Consider the following 15336-nt stretch of genomic DNA (forward strand, 5'->3'; position numbering starts at 1 on the left):
TGTAAATCCTTCAAGAATCCGGCATTCAGAAGATGTTGATCCAAAAGCCGGGCGGTTGCTTGTACAATATGAGCAGCGAGTCCAACAGGAGATATATTGCATGTTTGTCAGGACGCTTGGTTTCGTTGCCGCAACAGGGCTTATGACCGGCCTGTCAAACGCTGCCAGCGCCTTGCCCATTGCGGTTCCGGATCTTGTCGCCCATCGCGCCGTCTACGATCTCGAACTCAAGGATGCGTCTGATCGTTCCGGCATCGAGGGTATGACCGGCCGCATGGTCTATGAATTCACTGGCTCCGCCTGTCAGGGTTACAAGACGGATTTCCGCTTCGTGACGCAGATCAACACCGGCGATGCCGTTCGCATGACCGACCAGCAGACCAAGACCTTCGAGGACCTCACCGCGAAGAAATTCACTTTCGAGACCAAGTCCTACACCGACGACAAGCTGGACAAGGAAGTGCAGGGGGCCGCGAGCGACAACAGTGAAGGCGTGAAGGTCGATCTGACCCGCCCGGATGCACGACAGGTCAATCTCGTCGCCAGCGAGTTTCCGACGCAGCACATGTTCCAGGTCATCGAAAACGCCAGACAGGGAAAACGCATCTTCGAATCGCGTATTTTCGACGGTTCGGATGACGGCGATGAAAGCCTGATCACGTCCACGCTGGTCGGCAAGTCGCAAATGCCGAAGGAGGGAGATGCCGAAGCCGGCAAGGCTGGCGAATTCGCCAAGGCGGCATTCTGGCCGGTGACCATTGCCTATTACAACGACAAGACCGGCACCGACGCCCTGCCGATCTACCGCATGTCGTTCAAGCTCTATGAAAATGGAATCACCCGGGACCTGACGATGGATTACGGCGATTTTGTTCTGACGGGAAAGCTTGCGAAGCTTGATATTCTCAAGCCCGAAACCTGCGAAAACAAGCCAGTCCGTTGAAACGCGGCCATTTGCGCGGTTTTTTCGCATAATCGCTTGCATTTTTGCGCGGGCGACTGTATGCGGCTCACCATTCCACACGCGAAGCTTGGGATGTTCCGGGAGAAATCCGGTTCGTTCCGCCCGGTGGTGTCGATGAAAATCGGCGCTGTTCGCTTCGCGGGGGTTAAACCGGAAAAGGAGTAACAAGGCATGGCATTGCCCGATTTTTCTATGCGTCAGCTTCTCGAAGCTGGTGTTCACTTCGGCCACCAGACGCACCGCTGGAACCCGAAGATGAAGCCGTACATCTTCGGCGACCGTAACAACATCCACATCATCGATCTGGCTCAGACCGTTCCGATGCTGTCGCGCGCCCTTCAGGTCGTGTCCGACACCGTTGCCCGTGGCGGCCGCGTTCTGTTCGTTGGCACCAAGCGCCAGGCGTCCGAAATCATCGCCGACAGCGCAAAGCGTTCGGCCCAGTACTACGTCAACTCCCGCTGGCTCGGCGGCATGATGACCAACTGGAAGACCATCTCGAACTCGATCCAGCGTCTGCGCAAGGTTGACGAGATCCTGAACTCGGAAGCTTCCGGCTACTCCAAGAAGGAACGCCTGAACCTTGAGCGCGAGCGCGAAAAGCTTGAAAAGGCTCTCGGCGGTATCCGCGATATGGGCGGCGTTCCGGACCTGATGTTCATCATCGACACCAACAAGGAAAAGATCGCGATCGAAGAAGCCAAGCGTCTTGGCATTCCGGTCGTTGCGATCATCGACAGCAACTGCGACCCGGACCACATCGACTACCCGATCCCCGGTAACGACGATGCTTCGCGCGCCATCTCGCTTTATTGCGACCTGATCGCCCGCGCTGCCATCGACGGTATCGCCCGTCAGCAGGGCGCTTCCGGCCGCGACATCGGCGCTTCTGAAGAAGCTCCGATCGAGCCCGCTCTCGAAGACGAGGCTGGCGCCTGATCTAGGCCCTGTCTGGCGGCGATCTTGCATCGCTGTCTCCTCGACCAGGATATGACAAGGCCGTCAAAGACCTTCAATGGGTTGACGGCCTTGTTCGTTTCTAACCGCTCCGCCACGGTTTTTGGAAACCGCAGGCGTCCGATGTGGTTGGAACGGCAGGCAGTCTTCATAACGCTGTCACACTAGAGCGGCACCCATCATTTCGATGTTTGGCGACGCCGCAGCACTTGGGAATGCGCATGCCCCTTGCCGGAACCTCAGGGTTTCAAAGGGTGTGCGGCCGGGTACAGTCATCACCCAGAACTTCGGCACGGCAAATTCAGCCGGCTGACCGATCGAACCGATAAGAGGCACACAATGACCGAAATCACAGCCGCAATGGTGAAGGAACTGCGCGAAAAGTCTGGCGCAGGCATGATGGACTGCAAGAAGGCTCTTGCTGAAACCAATGGCGACATGGAAGCGGCGATCGACTGGCTGCGCGCCAAGGGCATCGCAAAGGCCGACAAGAAGTCCGGCCGCACGGCTGCCGAAGGTCTGATCGGCGTCGCGACCATGGGTCACAAGGCTGTTGTTGTCGAACTCAACTCCGAAACCGACTTCGTTGCCCGTAACGACGCGTTCCAGGATCTCATCCGCGGTATCGCCCAGGTTGCTCTGACTACCGACGGCACCGTCGACGCTGTCAGCGCCGCCAACTACCCCGCAACCGGCAAGACCGTTGCAGACAGCATCAAGGACGCCATCGCCACCATCGGTGAAAACATGACGCTGCGCCGCTCGGCTGCACTCGAAGTGCCGCACGGCGTTGTCGCGACCTACGTGCACAACGCTGCTGGCGACGGCATCGGCAAGCTCGGCGTTCTCGTTGCCCTGAAGTCGGAAGGCGATAAGGCCGTTCTGAACTCCATCGGCCGTCAGGTTGCGATGCACATCGCTGCAACCAACCCGCTCGCCATCCGCGCTGAAGAAGTTGATGCCGCTGTTGCTGAGCGTGAACGCAACGTCTTCATCGAACAGGCCCGCGAATCCGGCAAGCCGGAAGCCATCATCGAAAAGATGGTTGATGGCCGCATGCGCAAGTTCTTCGAAGAAGTTGCCCTTCTGTCGCAGGCGTTCGTCATCAACCCCGACATCACTGTCGGTGCTGCCGTCAAGGAAGCTGAAAAGGAAGCTGGCGCTTCCATCGAAGTGACGGGCATGGTTCGTCTTCTCCTCGGCGAAGGCGTCGAGAAGGAAGAAAGCGATTTCGCAGCAGAAGTCGCAGCCGTCGCCAAGGGCTGATTATATTTACCCAATCTTGGGAAAACGGGAGGGCATCGCGTGACAACGCGGTGCCCTTCGTGTATCCGCGTTTCGGTTACATTTCCGAGGAGTCATGATGTCTTCAAAGCCGCTCTACAAACGTGTTCTTCTCAAGGCTTCCGGCGAAGCCCTTATGGGTGATCAGGGTTTCGGTATCGATGTGGCTGTGGCCGACCGGATCGCCTCCGATATTGCCGAAGCGAGGGCGATGGGCGTTGAAGTCGGCGTCGTCGTCGGCGGCGGCAATATTTTCCGCGGCGTGGCCGTGGCCTCCAAGGGGGGTGATCGCGTCACCGGCGACCATATGGGCATGCTGGCAACCGTCATCAATGCACTGGCGCTCGCAACCTCGCTGCGCAAGCTCAGCATCGACACCGTCGTTCTTTCCGCAATCGCCATGCCTGAAATCTGTGAGAGCTTCTCGCAGCGTGCAGCACTCCACCACCTGGCCCAGGGCCGTGTGGTGATCTTTGCTGGCGGCACGGGCAACCCGTTCTTCACCACCGATTCCGCTGCAGCGCTTCGTGCCGCCGAAATGGGCGCCGAGGCGATCTTCAAGGGCACCCAGGTGGATGGCATCTATTCCGCCGATCCGAAGAAGGACCCGACAGCCACCCGTTTCGACGAACTGACGCACAGCGAAGTGCTTGGCAAGGGGCTGGCGGTCATGGATATCGCCGCTGTCGCACTTGCCCGTGAAAACCATATCCCGATCATTGTCTTCTCGATCCACGAGAAGGGCGGTTTCGCACAGATATTGACCGGCGGCGGTCGCAAGACCATCGTGCACGACAAGTAATCAAAAAACATGCCGCCCCTGGGGGCGAATTCCGGCCGTCATGGCCGACAGAGATGGAGTATCTAGATGAGTGGTATTGACCTCAACGATATCAAGCGCCGCATGGATGGCGCCATCAATGCATTCAAGAGCGATATCGCATCGCTGCGCACCGGTCGCGCGTCGGCAAACATTCTCGACCCGGTGACCATCGAGGCCTATGGCTCGCGTGTGCCGCTCAACCAGGTGGCAAACATCACCGTTCCTGAGCCGCGCATGCTTGGCGTCAACATCTGGGACAAGTCGATGGTCAACGCCGTGGACCGCGCCATTCGCGAATCCAATCTCGGTCTGAACCCGATCGTTGACGGCCAGAATCTGCGAATTCCGCTGCCTGAACTCAACGAAGAGCGCCGCAAATCGCTCGTCAAGGTGGCCCATGACTATGCCGAAAAAGCAAAAGTGGCGATTCGCCATGTGCGCCGCGACGGCATGGACGGCCTGAAAAAAGCCGAAAAGGACGGTGACATCGGTCAGGACGACAGCCGTGGACAGTCCGAAAAGGTCCAGAAAATGACCGACGACACGATTTCCGAGATTGAACGCTTGCTTGGCGAGAAGGAAAGGGAAATCATGCAGGTCTAATATCCCTTGTGATAGACCTGTATTTTATTCGTTTTAATTCCGCACTGCCTGTTACTGGATCGATATGCCGACGACGACACGTTCCTCAATACCCGAGCACGTCGCCATCATCATGGATGGAAATGGGCGTTGGGCAAAACAGCGCGGTCTTCCGCGCGTCATGGGGCACCGCCGCGGGGTTGAGGCCGTGCGCGAAACTGTGCGTGCGGCCGGCGATTGCGGTATCCGCTATCTCACGCTGTTCGCTTTCTCCTCGGAAAACTGGCGCAGGCCGGAATCCGAGGTGAGCGATCTGATGGGGCTTCTGAAAGCCTTCATACGGCGCGACCTTGCGGAATTGCATCGTGAAAACGTCCGTGTGCGCATCATCGGTGACCGGCAGGGTCTGAAGAACGACATCCGTTCTCTTCTCGAAGAGGCGGAACAGATGACGGCTGATAACACTAAGCTGACGCTGGTGATCGCCTTCAATTACGGCAGCCGTGACGAGATTACCCGCGCCACTATGGCGATTGCCCGCGATGTCGCCGAAGGCCGCCTGGATGCCACATCGATCACGCCGGAGATGATTTCGGCGAGACTTGATACGTGCGGAATGCCGGATCCGGATCTCATCATCCGCACCAGCGGCGAAGAGCGCCTTTCGAATTTTCTGCTCTGGCAGGCGGCCTATTCCGAGTTCCTGTTCGTTCCCGAATATTGGCCCGATTTCGACAGGCAGCTCTTCTTTTCCGCAATCGAGCAATATGCAACGCGTAATCGCCGCTTCGGCGCCATCGCCGAGCAGGTTGCCGTGGCAGGCGCCTGATGAGCCGTGAACTCAGACTGCGGATCATCTCCGCAATCGTCATGGCGGCGGTCATATTGGCCGCCACCTGGTATGGCGGAATTCTGTTCCGCATCGTGGCCGGTCTTCTGGCGATTCTCATCTATTATGAGTGGTCGACGATTACCCGGCTGTCGGAAACAAATTCGACCGGCAATGCCTGGGGCTGGTTCGCGGTTGCCGTCATCGCCGGCAATACGATCTTTGGCGAATCCTCGCTTGATCTGCCGCTTCTCTCAGGATTCGCGCTGACTGCGGCGCTGTTTCCGGTTTTGCGCGGCAAGAACTGGTGGCTGGTGGGCGGCATTCTTTACGCTGGCCTGAGTGGGATATCGCTGGCGGCCATCCGCGGTGACGAACTGGCCGGGTTTGCTTCCATCCTGTTCATTTTTGCCGTCGTCTGGTCGACCGATATTCTGGCCTATTTCGTCGGGCGGGCCATTGGCGGGCCGAAACTTGCGCCCTCGATTTCGCCCGGCAAGACCTGGTCCGGCGCCATTGGTGGCGCGGTGGCAGCGGTGATCGGCGGTGCTGCGGTCTCCATGGCCTATCACGGCAGGATCAGCCTTTTGGTGCTGGGGCTCGCGCTTTTACTGTCAGTGTTCAGCCAGATCGGTGATCTCTTCGAATCCTTCATAAAACGCCGCTTCCAGGTCAAGGATTCCAGCCATCTCATTCCGGGCCATGGCGGCTTCATGGACCGTGTTGACGGTCTTGTTTTTGCCTGCTTTACGGTATTCCTCATAGCTTTCGTGCATGCAGCGGCAACCGGAGACGCGCCCGGATCGGGCGGCGGTCTGTTGCCGGGTTTCTAGGCGGCGCGAAAGGTCACGACATAAAGGGCAGATTGTCATGAACACAATAATGGCGGCGACGGGTTTTCTGACCGGCTATATCGTGCCCTTCATCCTGGTGCTTTCCCTGCTCGTTTTTGTTCATGAGATGGGACATTATCTTGTCGGCCGCTGGTGTGGCATCCGCTCCACCGCGTTCTCCATTGGCTTCGGCCCCGAGCTGATCGGCTTCACCGACAAGCGCGGCACGCGATGGAAGATTTCCGCAATCCCGCTCGGCGGCTACGTCAAGTTCTTCGGCGACGAAGATGCGGCGAGCAAGCCGGACAGTTCCGGCCTGTCACATATGTCGCTTGAGGAGAGGGCGCAGACGCTTTCCGGCGCAAAGTTGTGGAAAAGGGCGGCGACGGTTGCCGCCGGCCCGATCGCGAACTTCATTCTCGCAATTCTGATTTTTGCGGTGCTTTTTGGCATCTATGGCCGGATGATTGCTGATCCGGTCGTCTCGGAGGTGCGTGAAAACAGCGCCGCCGCAGCAGCTGGCGTAAAGCCTGGTGACCGGCTGGTTGCGATCGATGGTGAAAAAGTGATGACCTTTGAGGATGTCCGCCGGTATGTCGGCATCCGCCCGGGCACGCCGATTACGGTGACCGTCGAAAGGGCAGGCGAGGAGCTGAAGCTGCCGATGGTTCCGACCCGGACCGAAACCACGGATCAGTTCGGCAACAAGCTGGAAATGGGCATCATCGGCATCGTTACCGACCAGACCAGCGGCAATTTCCGCCACATCGAATATTCGCCCACGGAGGCGCTGGCCGAGGGCGTGCGCGAAACCGGCCACGTCATCACCGGCACGTTCAACTATATCGGCAATCTCGTGACCGGCCGCATGAATGCCGATCAGCTGGGTGGTCCGGTGCGGGTGGCGCAGGCATCCGGCCAGATGGCGACGCTCGGCATTTCCGCCGTTATCCAGCTCGCCGCCGTTCTTTCCGTCTCGATTGGTCTGCTGAACCTTATGCCTGTCCCGGTGCTGGACGGTGGCCATCTGGTGTTCTACGCCATTGAGGCCATTCGCGGCAGGCCGCTTGGTGCGGGCGCGCAGGAAGTGGCTTTCCGCATCGGCATGATGATGATTCTGGGACTTATGGTTTTTGCAACATGGAATGATATCAGCAGCTTGATCGGCTGAGGATTGTGTTTTAACGGTTTTGTTAGTTGTTTGTTTACCTTGTTTTTATGCCGAAGTGGCGAATGAGCCACTCTGGAGCACGAAGTAAACAGAATTTAACGTTCACGCTTGCTTGTAGGGGAAAAGCAGGTAAAACGACGCACATGGCCGGAGTCGGGTTCCGCCCGCTGAGGGACAACGTAAAAAGGTAAGAATTGAAATGAAGGCTGGTTCAAGATTTTTGAACGCTGTGTCGGCGGTTGCTCTGTCTGCCGGTGTTTCTTCGGTTGCGGGCCTTGGCGTGCTTGCCTCTGCTGGTGTTGCAAATGCAGCCGTCATCAGCAAGATCGACGTTCGCGGGGCCGAACGGTCCGGTGCGGACTCCGTGCGCTCCAACATCACCATTGCGCCGGGTAAGAACTTTTCAAATTCGGATATCGATGAATCGGTGAAGCGTCTTTACGCCACCGGTTACTTCTCGAATGTATCCATGCGCGTTTCCGGCAGCACGCTGGTCGTTACCGTCAATGAGAACCAGCTTGTCAACCAGGTGGTCTTCAACGGCAACCGCAAGATCAAGGACGACAAGCTCGCCGGCGTCGTGCAGACGCAGCCGATGGGTCCGTTCAATCAGGCGATCGTGACGGCTGATATTGCCCGCATCAAGGAAGCCTATGCTGCCATCGGCCGTAGCGATGTCGAAATCACCACGCAGACCGTTTCCGTCGGTCAGGGCCGCGTGAACATCGCTTTCGTGATCAATGAAGGCGAGCGCACGAAGATTGGTCGCATCGATTTCATTGGCAACAATGCCTATAGCGATGGTCGTCTGGCTGCCGTCATCAACACCAAGAAGTCCAACATGCTGTCGTTCCTGACGCGTAAGGACGTTTATAACGAGGACAAGCTGCGCGCCGACGAAGAGGCGCTGCGCCAGTTCTACTACAACCACGGTTATGCCGACTTCCGCGTCGTGTCTTCCGAGGCGGTTCTGGACGAGTCCAAGAACGAATACACCATCTCCATCACCGTTGACGAAGGCAAAAAGTACAACTTCGGTAACGTGGCGGTCGAATCGACTGTTCCGGGCGTTGATGGTTCCGAGCTGCAGGGCCTCGTGGAAACCCGTCAGGGTGGAAGCTACAGCGCCAAGGAAGTCCAGCAGAGCATGGAAGCAATTTCCAAGCGCGTTGCCGGTGAAGGCTATCCCTTCGCCCGTGTTACGCCGCGTGGCGACCGCGACATGTCTGGCAACACCATCGGCGTGACCTACATCGTCGACCAGGGTGAGCGCGCTTACGTCGAGCGTATTGAAATCCGTGGCAACACCCGTACGCGTGACTACGTCATCCGTCGCGAATTCGATATTTCCGAAGGTGATGCGTTCAACCAGACGGTCATCACCGCTGCGAAGCGCCGTCTCGAAGCACTGGGTTATTTCTCCAAGGTCAATATCTCGACCGCTGGCGGCAGTGCGCCTGACCGCGTGGTGATCGTGGTAGACGTTGAAGACCAGTCGACGGGTTCGTTCGGTATCGGTGCGGGTTACTCGCAGAACGACGGCGTGCTGCTCGAAGCATCGGTCGAGGAAAAGAACTTCCTTGGTCGCGGTCAGTACATCCGCGTTGCCGCTGGTGCGGGTGAAGACGATGCACGTACCTACTCGCTGTCCTTCACCGAGCCCTATTTCCTCGGCTACCGTCTGGCTGCCGGTTTCGACCTCTTCAAGAACCAGAGCAAGAGCGAAGACTACTACAATTACGACGAACAGGGCTTTGCTCTGCGTGTAACGGCGCCGATCACGGAAAACCTTTCGACGACGTTCAAGTACACCTACAAGCAGATCAATTATGACGGTAAGGGCGATTGGGAAGCCGGCAGCAATCTTGCTGAACCCTACAAGGCTCTGATTCGTGGCGGCGACTGGACGCAGTCCATCATCTCCAATACGCTGAACTACAACACGCTCGACGACCGCAACATGCCACGCGAAGGCTGGCAGGGTGCTTTGACGAACGAATTTGCAGGCCTCGGTGGGGATTCGGAATACTACAAGATCTATGCCAAGGCTCGCTATTACCACACCCTCTCGGACGAATACGACATCATCGGTTCGCTGACCGGTCAGGCCGGTCACGTCTTGCCGACAGGTGACAATCTGCTGGTCTTCGATCAGTTCAAGTTCGGCGGTCGCCAGGTTCGCGGCTTCAAGAACGATGGTATTGGTCCGCGCATCGGTTCGGACTCCATCGGCGGTACGACATATTTCGCAGCCTCTGCCGAAGTCACGGCCCCGATGCCCGGTGTTCCGGAAGATTTCGGCTTGCGTCTCGCTGGTTTTGTTGATGCCGGTACGATGTACGGCAACAAGGTTAAGATCGGCGCGGGAGAAACCTTGCAGGACGACAACTCCATCCGCGCATCCGCCGGTATCGGCGTGATGTGGGCATCGCCCTTCGGTCCTATCCGTGTTGACTATGCTATTCCGATTGCCAAGGAAGACTACGACGAGGAACAGCGTTTCCGGTTTGGCATGTCCAACACTTTCTGATATCGGCAGTCCAGAACTGCAACTTTGAACGTTCTGGAGTTTCCGGCTGATGGAATACAACGCATTTTTTCCGCCCCACGAGGGACTGCGATTGAAAGATATCGCAGACCGTTTTGGGGCGGAACTGTCTGATGAGGCGGCAGGCGAGCGGATTATCAGGTCCGTTGCGCCGGTCTACCGGGCAAAACCCGATCAGCTCTGTTACATTCTTTCCCGCAAGAGCAACGAAGAGCTGCTGACTTGCGAGGCGGGCGCTGTCATTTGTGATGCGGCCCTAAAGAATCTGGTTCCTTCCCATATTCCCGCATTGATATCGAAGACCCCGCACACGCTGTTTGCGCAGGCCGGTGCTTTATTGCATCCATCCGCCATGCGGCCGTCGATCGTTGCGCCGATGGAAACGGAAATTTCCCCGGCTGCGTTTGTCGATCCGTCAGCAAAGCTTGAGCCGGGTGTCATCGTGGAACCGCTGGCCGTGATCGGCGCGGGCGCGCATATTGGCGCGGGCACACGCGTTGGGCCGGGTGTCGTTATCGGTTCGCATGTACAGATCGGCCGCGATTGCACCATTGCCGGTGGGGCAAGCATTCTTGCGGCGTTGCTCGGTAATAACGTCATCATCCATAACGGCGCACGCATCGGCCAGGATGGGTTCGGTTATGCGCCCGGTCCGCGTGGCATGCTGAAGATCGTGCAGATTGGCCGGGTCATCATTCAGGACAATGTCGAGGTCGGCGCCAATACGACGATCGATCGTGGCACGATGGATGACACTGTCATTGGCGAAGGCACCAAGATCGACAATCAGGTACAGATCGGTCACAACGTTCGCATCGGCCGCCATTGCGGCATCGTCAGCAAGGTCGGTATTGCCGGCAGCACCCGCATCGGCGACGGTGTGATGATTGGCGGCGCAACGGGCATCAATGGACATATCACTATTGGCGACGGCGTGCAGATCGCCGCGATGAGCGGTGTGGTTGCCGATGTTCCCGCCGGCAGCCGTTATGGCGGAATACCGGCGCGCCCGATGAAACATTTCCTGCGCGATATGGCCGACATTCTGGCCCGCGCCGAAGAGCGTGATAAAAAAACAGGAGAAAAAAACAATGGCTGACGAAACGAAGGCGACGCTTGGCACGGCCGACATCCTGGAAGTCATGAAGCTTCTGCCGCATCGTTACCCGTTCCTGCTGATCGACAAGATCGTTGAGATCGATGGTAATAATTCGGCGATTGGCATCAAGAATGTGACGGTCAACGAGCCACATTTCACCGGCCATTTCCCGGACCGGCCGATCATGCCGGGCGTTCTGATTGTCGAAGCCATGGCCCAGACGGCAGGTGCTATATGCGCTCGCAGCCAGGGTGAAGGTGGTCATCTGGTCTACTTCATGACGATCGACAATGCCCGTTTCCGCAAGCCCGTGATCCCCGGTGATCGTCTGGAAATCCATGTCTCCAAGCAGCGTCAGCGTGGGAATGTCTTTAAGTTCCATTGCGAGGCGAAGGTGGACGGCGCGCTTGTAGCGGAGGCCGATGTGGGCGCGATGATGATCCCCGAGGACCAGCAATGAGCAAGATCGCGGCGTCGGCAAAAGTCCATCCGACCGCCGTTGTCGAGGATGGAGCGGTCATCGGTGAAAATGTCGTCATCGGTGCGCTTGCCTATGTCGGGCCGAAGGTGACGCTGCATGATGATGTCCGGCTGCATAACCACGCCGTTGTGTCCGGCCTGACGGTCATCGGCCGCGGATCGGTTATTCATTCCATGGCGGTCATCGGTGGCACGCCCCAGGCGGTTCGCCACGATGGTTCGGAAACGACCCTCGAAATCGGTGAACGCTGCATCATGCGCGAAGGCGTGACGATGAATGCCGGCAGTTCCGATGGCAGCGGCAAGACCATTGTCGGTGATGACAACCTCTTTCTCGCCAATTCGCATGTCGCGCATGACTGCCGTCTCGGCAGTCACATCATCCTGTCCAACAATGTGATGCTGGCTGGCCATGTCACTATCGAGGACCGCGCTATTCTGGGGGGCGGTTGCGCCGTGCACCAGTTTACCCGCATCGGCCGTCAGGCATTCATCGGCGGCCTGTCGGCGGTCAATTACGACGTCATTCCCTATGGCATGTTGAATGGCAATCCCGGCATCCTCGGCGGCCTGAACGTCGTGGGCATGACACGCGCCGGCATCGAGCGTGCGGACATCCACAAGGTCAGACGCGTTTATAAAGCGATTTTCGAGGCCGAAGGCACGATCCGCGGCAATGCGGCGGCAATTAACCGCGACGACTATCTGGATTGCCCGCAGGCGCTCGAAATCATCGATTTCATCGGTGCAGATAGTGATCGCGCGATATCTTCGCCCAACCGGGGCAAGTGAGCTGTGACAGGCGGCGGGCGTCTCGCCATCGTGGCCGGCAGCGGCCAGCTGCCGCTTTATGTGGCGGCCGCCGCCCGTGAGATGGGTGAGAACCCCTTCATCGTGCGCTTGCGCGATGATTCCCGTTTCGACTGGAGCGATTTCGACAATGCCGTAATCAGCGTTGGTGATGTTGCCGGTCTCGGCCGTCTGTTGCGTGAAAACAAGGTAGACCGAGTCGTGTTGTCCGGCGGCGTGGCGCGGCGTCCGGAGTGGCGGGAAATCCGCCCGACCGTGGGTATTCTGCTCAAGTTGCCCTCCATCGTCAAAACGTTGTTGTCAGGTGGCGATGACGCGGTTCTGCAGATGGTCATCAAGATCATCAGCACGCTCGGCGCAAAAGTCATCGGCGCGCACGAGATTGCGCCCGGCCTTTTGGCAACGACCGGTCCTTTCGGCGGACAGAAGCCTGCCGAAGAGGATATGAAGGATATTCGCAAGGCCGCTGAAGCGGCACTTGCGCTCGGCAAGCTCGATGTCGGGCAGGGGGCCGTCTCCGTTGGTGGCCGCATCGTGGCGCTGGAAGGGGTCGAGGGTACGGATGCCATGCTGGCGCGCGTCACCGCTCTGCGTGCCGAAGGGCGCATATCGCCTCGCCGTAAAGGCGTGCTGGTGAAGCTCTGCAAGCCCCAGCAGGATGTACGCGCCGATTTGCCAACCATCGGCATCGAAACCGTGGAAAATGCGAAAAGAGCCGGGCTGGCGGGCATCGCCGTCGAAGCTGGGCGGGCGCTGGTGCTCGATCGTGACGCGATGTTGAAAGCAGCCGACGAGGCGGGCATATTCGTCTGCGGTATCGATACGTCACTCGGTGGCGACATGGTGGGCGGAGACATGATCGGATGACGGCGGCATTAAAAGTGGCGGTAATCGCCGGCGAGGTATCCGGCGATCTTCTGGGCGCAGATCTGATCCGGGCGCTCAAGGCTCGATATGCCGGTTCCGTCGAACTGATGGGCGTTGGCGGTGAAGCACTGGAGGCGCAGGGGCTTACCTCACTGTTCGACTATTCCGAGCTCTCCATCATGGGCTTCACGCAGGTTCTCAAGAAGCTGCCGAAGCTCATTGCCCGGATCAACCAGACTGCTGCGGCCATCGTGGCCGCAAAGCCGGATGTCCTGCTCATCATCGACAGCCCTGATTTCACGCACCGCGTCGCAAAAAAAGTCCGCAAGCAATTGCCGCAGCTGCCGGTAGTCAATTATGTCTGCCCGAGCGTGTGGGCGTGGAAGGAATATCGCGCCACGGCGATGTTATCCTATGTCGATCACGTTCTGGCCCTGCTGCCATTCGAGCCTGAGGCCATGCGGCGTCTTGGCGGTCCACCGACGACATTCGTGGGCCACCGGCTCAGCGTCGATCCGGACGTGCTGGCCGTGCGGCAGAGGCGGGCGGAACGGCCTCTGCCGGAACAGGGCCAGCCGAAGACCATCCTTCTCTTGCCGGGATCGCGCTCCACGGAGACGACGCGGCTGATGGAGCCGTTTCAGGAAGCGGCAAAAGCCTTCGTGGAGCGCAACGGCCCCACACGTTTCCTGCTGCCCACGGTGCCACGTCAGGAAAATCGCATCCGCGACATGGCAGCAGTGTGGCCGGACGATATAAGGCCCGAGATCGGCATCGACTCTGTCTTCAAGTGGAAGGCCTTTGCAGAGGCCGATGCGGCCATCGCTGCTTCCGGCACTGTCATTCTCGAACTGGCGCTGGCTGGCGTGCCGACAATCTCGGTCTACAAAACTGACTGGATTTTCACCATGCTGAGCAAGCGGGTGAAGACCTGGACGGGCGCCTTGCCAAACCTGATTGCTGATTACGCCATTATACCGGAATATTTCAACGAGGTGGTGCGGGCCGGCTCGATGCTGCGCTGGGCCGAGCGCCTGTCTTCCGACACCATTGAGCGGCAGGCGATGCTGGAAGGCTATGCGCTGGTGCAGCAGCGTCTGCACACGGAGGTTCCTCCCGGCGAAACCGGTGCAGCCATTCTTCTCGATGTCCTGAAGAACAGAGATAGCCGCTCAGCCTGATCCTGTCCCTCCTTTTCAGTCTGCCAAAATTTCGTTTCGCGTGCAGGTAAAGCTCACTACCGCCTGCTACTGATCGAGGCAGGCGAGGGCTCTGTTTTAGCGCATTTGATCGTTAGGGCGGCAAGCCGCCGATCATCTGACGCCTGCGAGCCGCCAAATTTTCGTCTGGCACAGCTCTTGCTTTCAATCTTGTATGCAAGATAGCCATACATCAGAAAGCGCCCAGAGCGCGGTAGAAGACGCCATCATCTCCGGCATTCTTTCCGCCCGCATCCGTCCGGGAACCCGCCTCAGCGAAAACCAGCTCGCCAGCCTCTTCAGCGTGTCTCGCACGCGCATTCGCGAAGCGATGATGCGGCTGGAGACGCGCGGCATCGTCACCGTCAGCCCGCGCCGGGGCTGGTTCGTGGTAGAGCCGTCTGCCGAAGAATCCATCAAGGTCTATGAGGCGCGCCGCATCATCGAATATGGGCTTTTGCGCAACCTTTCCGCCGTCAGTGCGGAAGGCGTTACCCTGCTCGCTGATCATCTCGATGAGGAGAAGGCGGCGATTGCCAAAGGCGATCGTCAGCGCCTGACCTGCCTGATGGGTGATTTTCACATCCGTATCGCCGAAATCGCCGGAAACGACATCATCGTCGAAGCGCTCCGTGACCTGACGGCGAGAACCATTCTCATCTCCATGCTCTATCAGTCCGATTTCCACGCGCAACAATCGCATGACGGGCATTGCCGTATTTTCGAAGCGATCAAGGCTGCCGATTTTCACGCCGCCGCAGAACTCGCCATCCGCCATCTCGACGAAGTCGAAACCGGTCTCGATCTCACCCGCAGGCCAGATCCGCTCTACGAGCTTCGCAACTCCCTTTCATTGCAGCCTCTTTCCTCAAGCCCCAAGGAGTAACTCC

At 58.4% G+C, this 15336-nt stretch carries 16 protein-coding genes; all 16 read left to right on the top strand.

What is annotated here, in order from left to right:
* The first annotated feature begins 100 nt into the window (after window positions 1–100).
* The 16 genes from ACFVTJ_RS09755 to ACFVTJ_RS09830 all read left to right on the top strand — a co-directional run bounded on the left by ACFVTJ_RS09755 (window position 101) and on the right by ACFVTJ_RS09830 (window position 15332).
* The gene (locus tag ACFVTJ_RS09755; protein WP_386906724.1) at window positions 101–943 is read left to right on the top strand and encodes a cell envelope integrity EipB family protein; all 843 of its coding nucleotides are present in this window, start codon (window positions 101–103) and stop codon (window positions 941–943) included.
* A gap of 60 nt (window positions 944–1003) precedes the next feature.
* Window positions 1004–1129 (top strand): hypothetical protein, encoded by a 126-nt coding sequence (locus tag ACFVTJ_RS09760; RefSeq protein WP_256387175.1) that lies wholly within the window; start codon window positions 1004–1006, stop codon window positions 1127–1129.
* A 6-nt stretch (window positions 1130–1135) separates the two neighbouring features.
* Complete coding sequence (rpsB, locus tag ACFVTJ_RS09765) at window positions 1136–1903, top strand: 30S ribosomal protein S2 (RefSeq protein WP_003496241.1); 768 nt, start codon at window positions 1136–1138, stop codon at window positions 1901–1903.
* A 357-nt stretch (window positions 1904–2260) separates the two neighbouring features.
* Window positions 2261–3187 carry a translation elongation factor Ts gene (gene tsf, locus ACFVTJ_RS09770; protein WP_386906726.1) on the top strand — a complete coding sequence of 309 codons (927 nt, stop codon included), beginning with the start codon at window positions 2261–2263 and terminating at the stop codon, window positions 3185–3187.
* A 97-nt stretch (window positions 3188–3284) separates the two neighbouring features.
* Window positions 3285–4007: a UMP kinase gene (gene pyrH / locus ACFVTJ_RS09775; protein ID WP_386906728.1), complete on the top strand. Its 723-nt coding sequence runs from the start codon at window positions 3285–3287 to the stop codon at window positions 4005–4007.
* 66 nt (window positions 4008–4073) lie between these two features.
* The gene (gene frr / locus ACFVTJ_RS09780; protein ID WP_386906730.1) at window positions 4074–4631 is read left to right on the top strand and encodes a ribosome recycling factor; all 558 of its coding nucleotides are present in this window, start codon (window positions 4074–4076) and stop codon (window positions 4629–4631) included.
* A gap of 64 nt (window positions 4632–4695) precedes the next feature.
* Window positions 4696–5439, top strand: coding sequence for an isoprenyl transferase (locus ACFVTJ_RS09785; protein ID WP_386906732.1), 744 nt, complete (start codon window positions 4696–4698; stop codon window positions 5437–5439).
* Window positions 5439–6272 (top strand): phosphatidate cytidylyltransferase, encoded by an 834-nt coding sequence (locus ACFVTJ_RS09790; RefSeq protein ID WP_386906734.1) that lies wholly within the window; start codon window positions 5439–5441, stop codon window positions 6270–6272. Before ACFVTJ_RS09785 ends, ACFVTJ_RS09790 begins: the two co-directional genes overlap by 1 nt.
* Window positions 6273–6321: 49 nt before the next feature.
* A complete protein-coding gene (gene rseP, locus ACFVTJ_RS09795) occupies window positions 6322–7443 on the top strand; it encodes an RIP metalloprotease RseP (RefSeq protein ID WP_386906942.1) in 1122 nt (373 codons plus the stop codon).
* Window positions 7444–7642: 199 nt separating this feature from the next.
* Window positions 7643–9973, top strand: coding sequence for an outer membrane protein assembly factor BamA (gene bamA, locus ACFVTJ_RS09800; protein WP_386906736.1), 2331 nt, complete (start codon window positions 7643–7645; stop codon window positions 9971–9973).
* A 49-nt stretch (window positions 9974–10022) separates the two neighbouring features.
* Window positions 10023–11090, top strand: a complete 1068-nt coding sequence (lpxD, locus tag ACFVTJ_RS09805) for a UDP-3-O-(3-hydroxymyristoyl)glucosamine N-acyltransferase (protein WP_386906738.1) — start codon at window positions 10023–10025, stop codon at window positions 11088–11090.
* Window positions 11083–11550, top strand: coding sequence for a 3-hydroxyacyl-ACP dehydratase FabZ (gene fabZ, locus ACFVTJ_RS09810; protein WP_386906739.1), 468 nt, complete (start codon window positions 11083–11085; stop codon window positions 11548–11550). Before lpxD ends, fabZ begins: the two co-directional genes overlap by 8 nt.
* Entirely contained in the window at window positions 11547–12362 is an 816-nt protein-coding gene (lpxA, locus tag ACFVTJ_RS09815) for an acyl-ACP--UDP-N-acetylglucosamine O-acyltransferase (protein WP_386906741.1), read from the top strand. Before fabZ ends, lpxA begins: the two co-directional genes overlap by 4 nt.
* 3 nt (window positions 12363–12365) lie before the next feature.
* Window positions 12366–13247 carry an LpxI family protein gene (locus tag ACFVTJ_RS09820; RefSeq protein WP_386906743.1) on the top strand — a complete coding sequence of 294 codons (882 nt, stop codon included), beginning with the start codon at window positions 12366–12368 and terminating at the stop codon, window positions 13245–13247.
* On the top strand, window positions 13244–14428 hold the full coding sequence (gene lpxB, locus ACFVTJ_RS09825) for a lipid-A-disaccharide synthase (RefSeq protein WP_386906745.1): 1185 nt from the start codon (window positions 13244–13246) through the stop codon (window positions 14426–14428). Before ACFVTJ_RS09820 ends, lpxB begins: the two co-directional genes overlap by 4 nt.
* Before the next feature lie 193 nt (window positions 14429–14621).
* The gene (locus ACFVTJ_RS09830; RefSeq protein WP_386906747.1) at window positions 14622–15332 is read left to right on the top strand and encodes a GntR family transcriptional regulator; all 711 of its coding nucleotides are present in this window, start codon (window positions 14622–14624) and stop codon (window positions 15330–15332) included.
* The last annotated feature ends 4 nt before the right edge of the window (window positions 15333–15336 follow it).

The organism is Agrobacterium sp. NPDC058088, from assembly GCF_042885035.1.
Lineage (GTDB): Bacteria > Pseudomonadota > Alphaproteobacteria > Rhizobiales > Rhizobiaceae > Agrobacterium.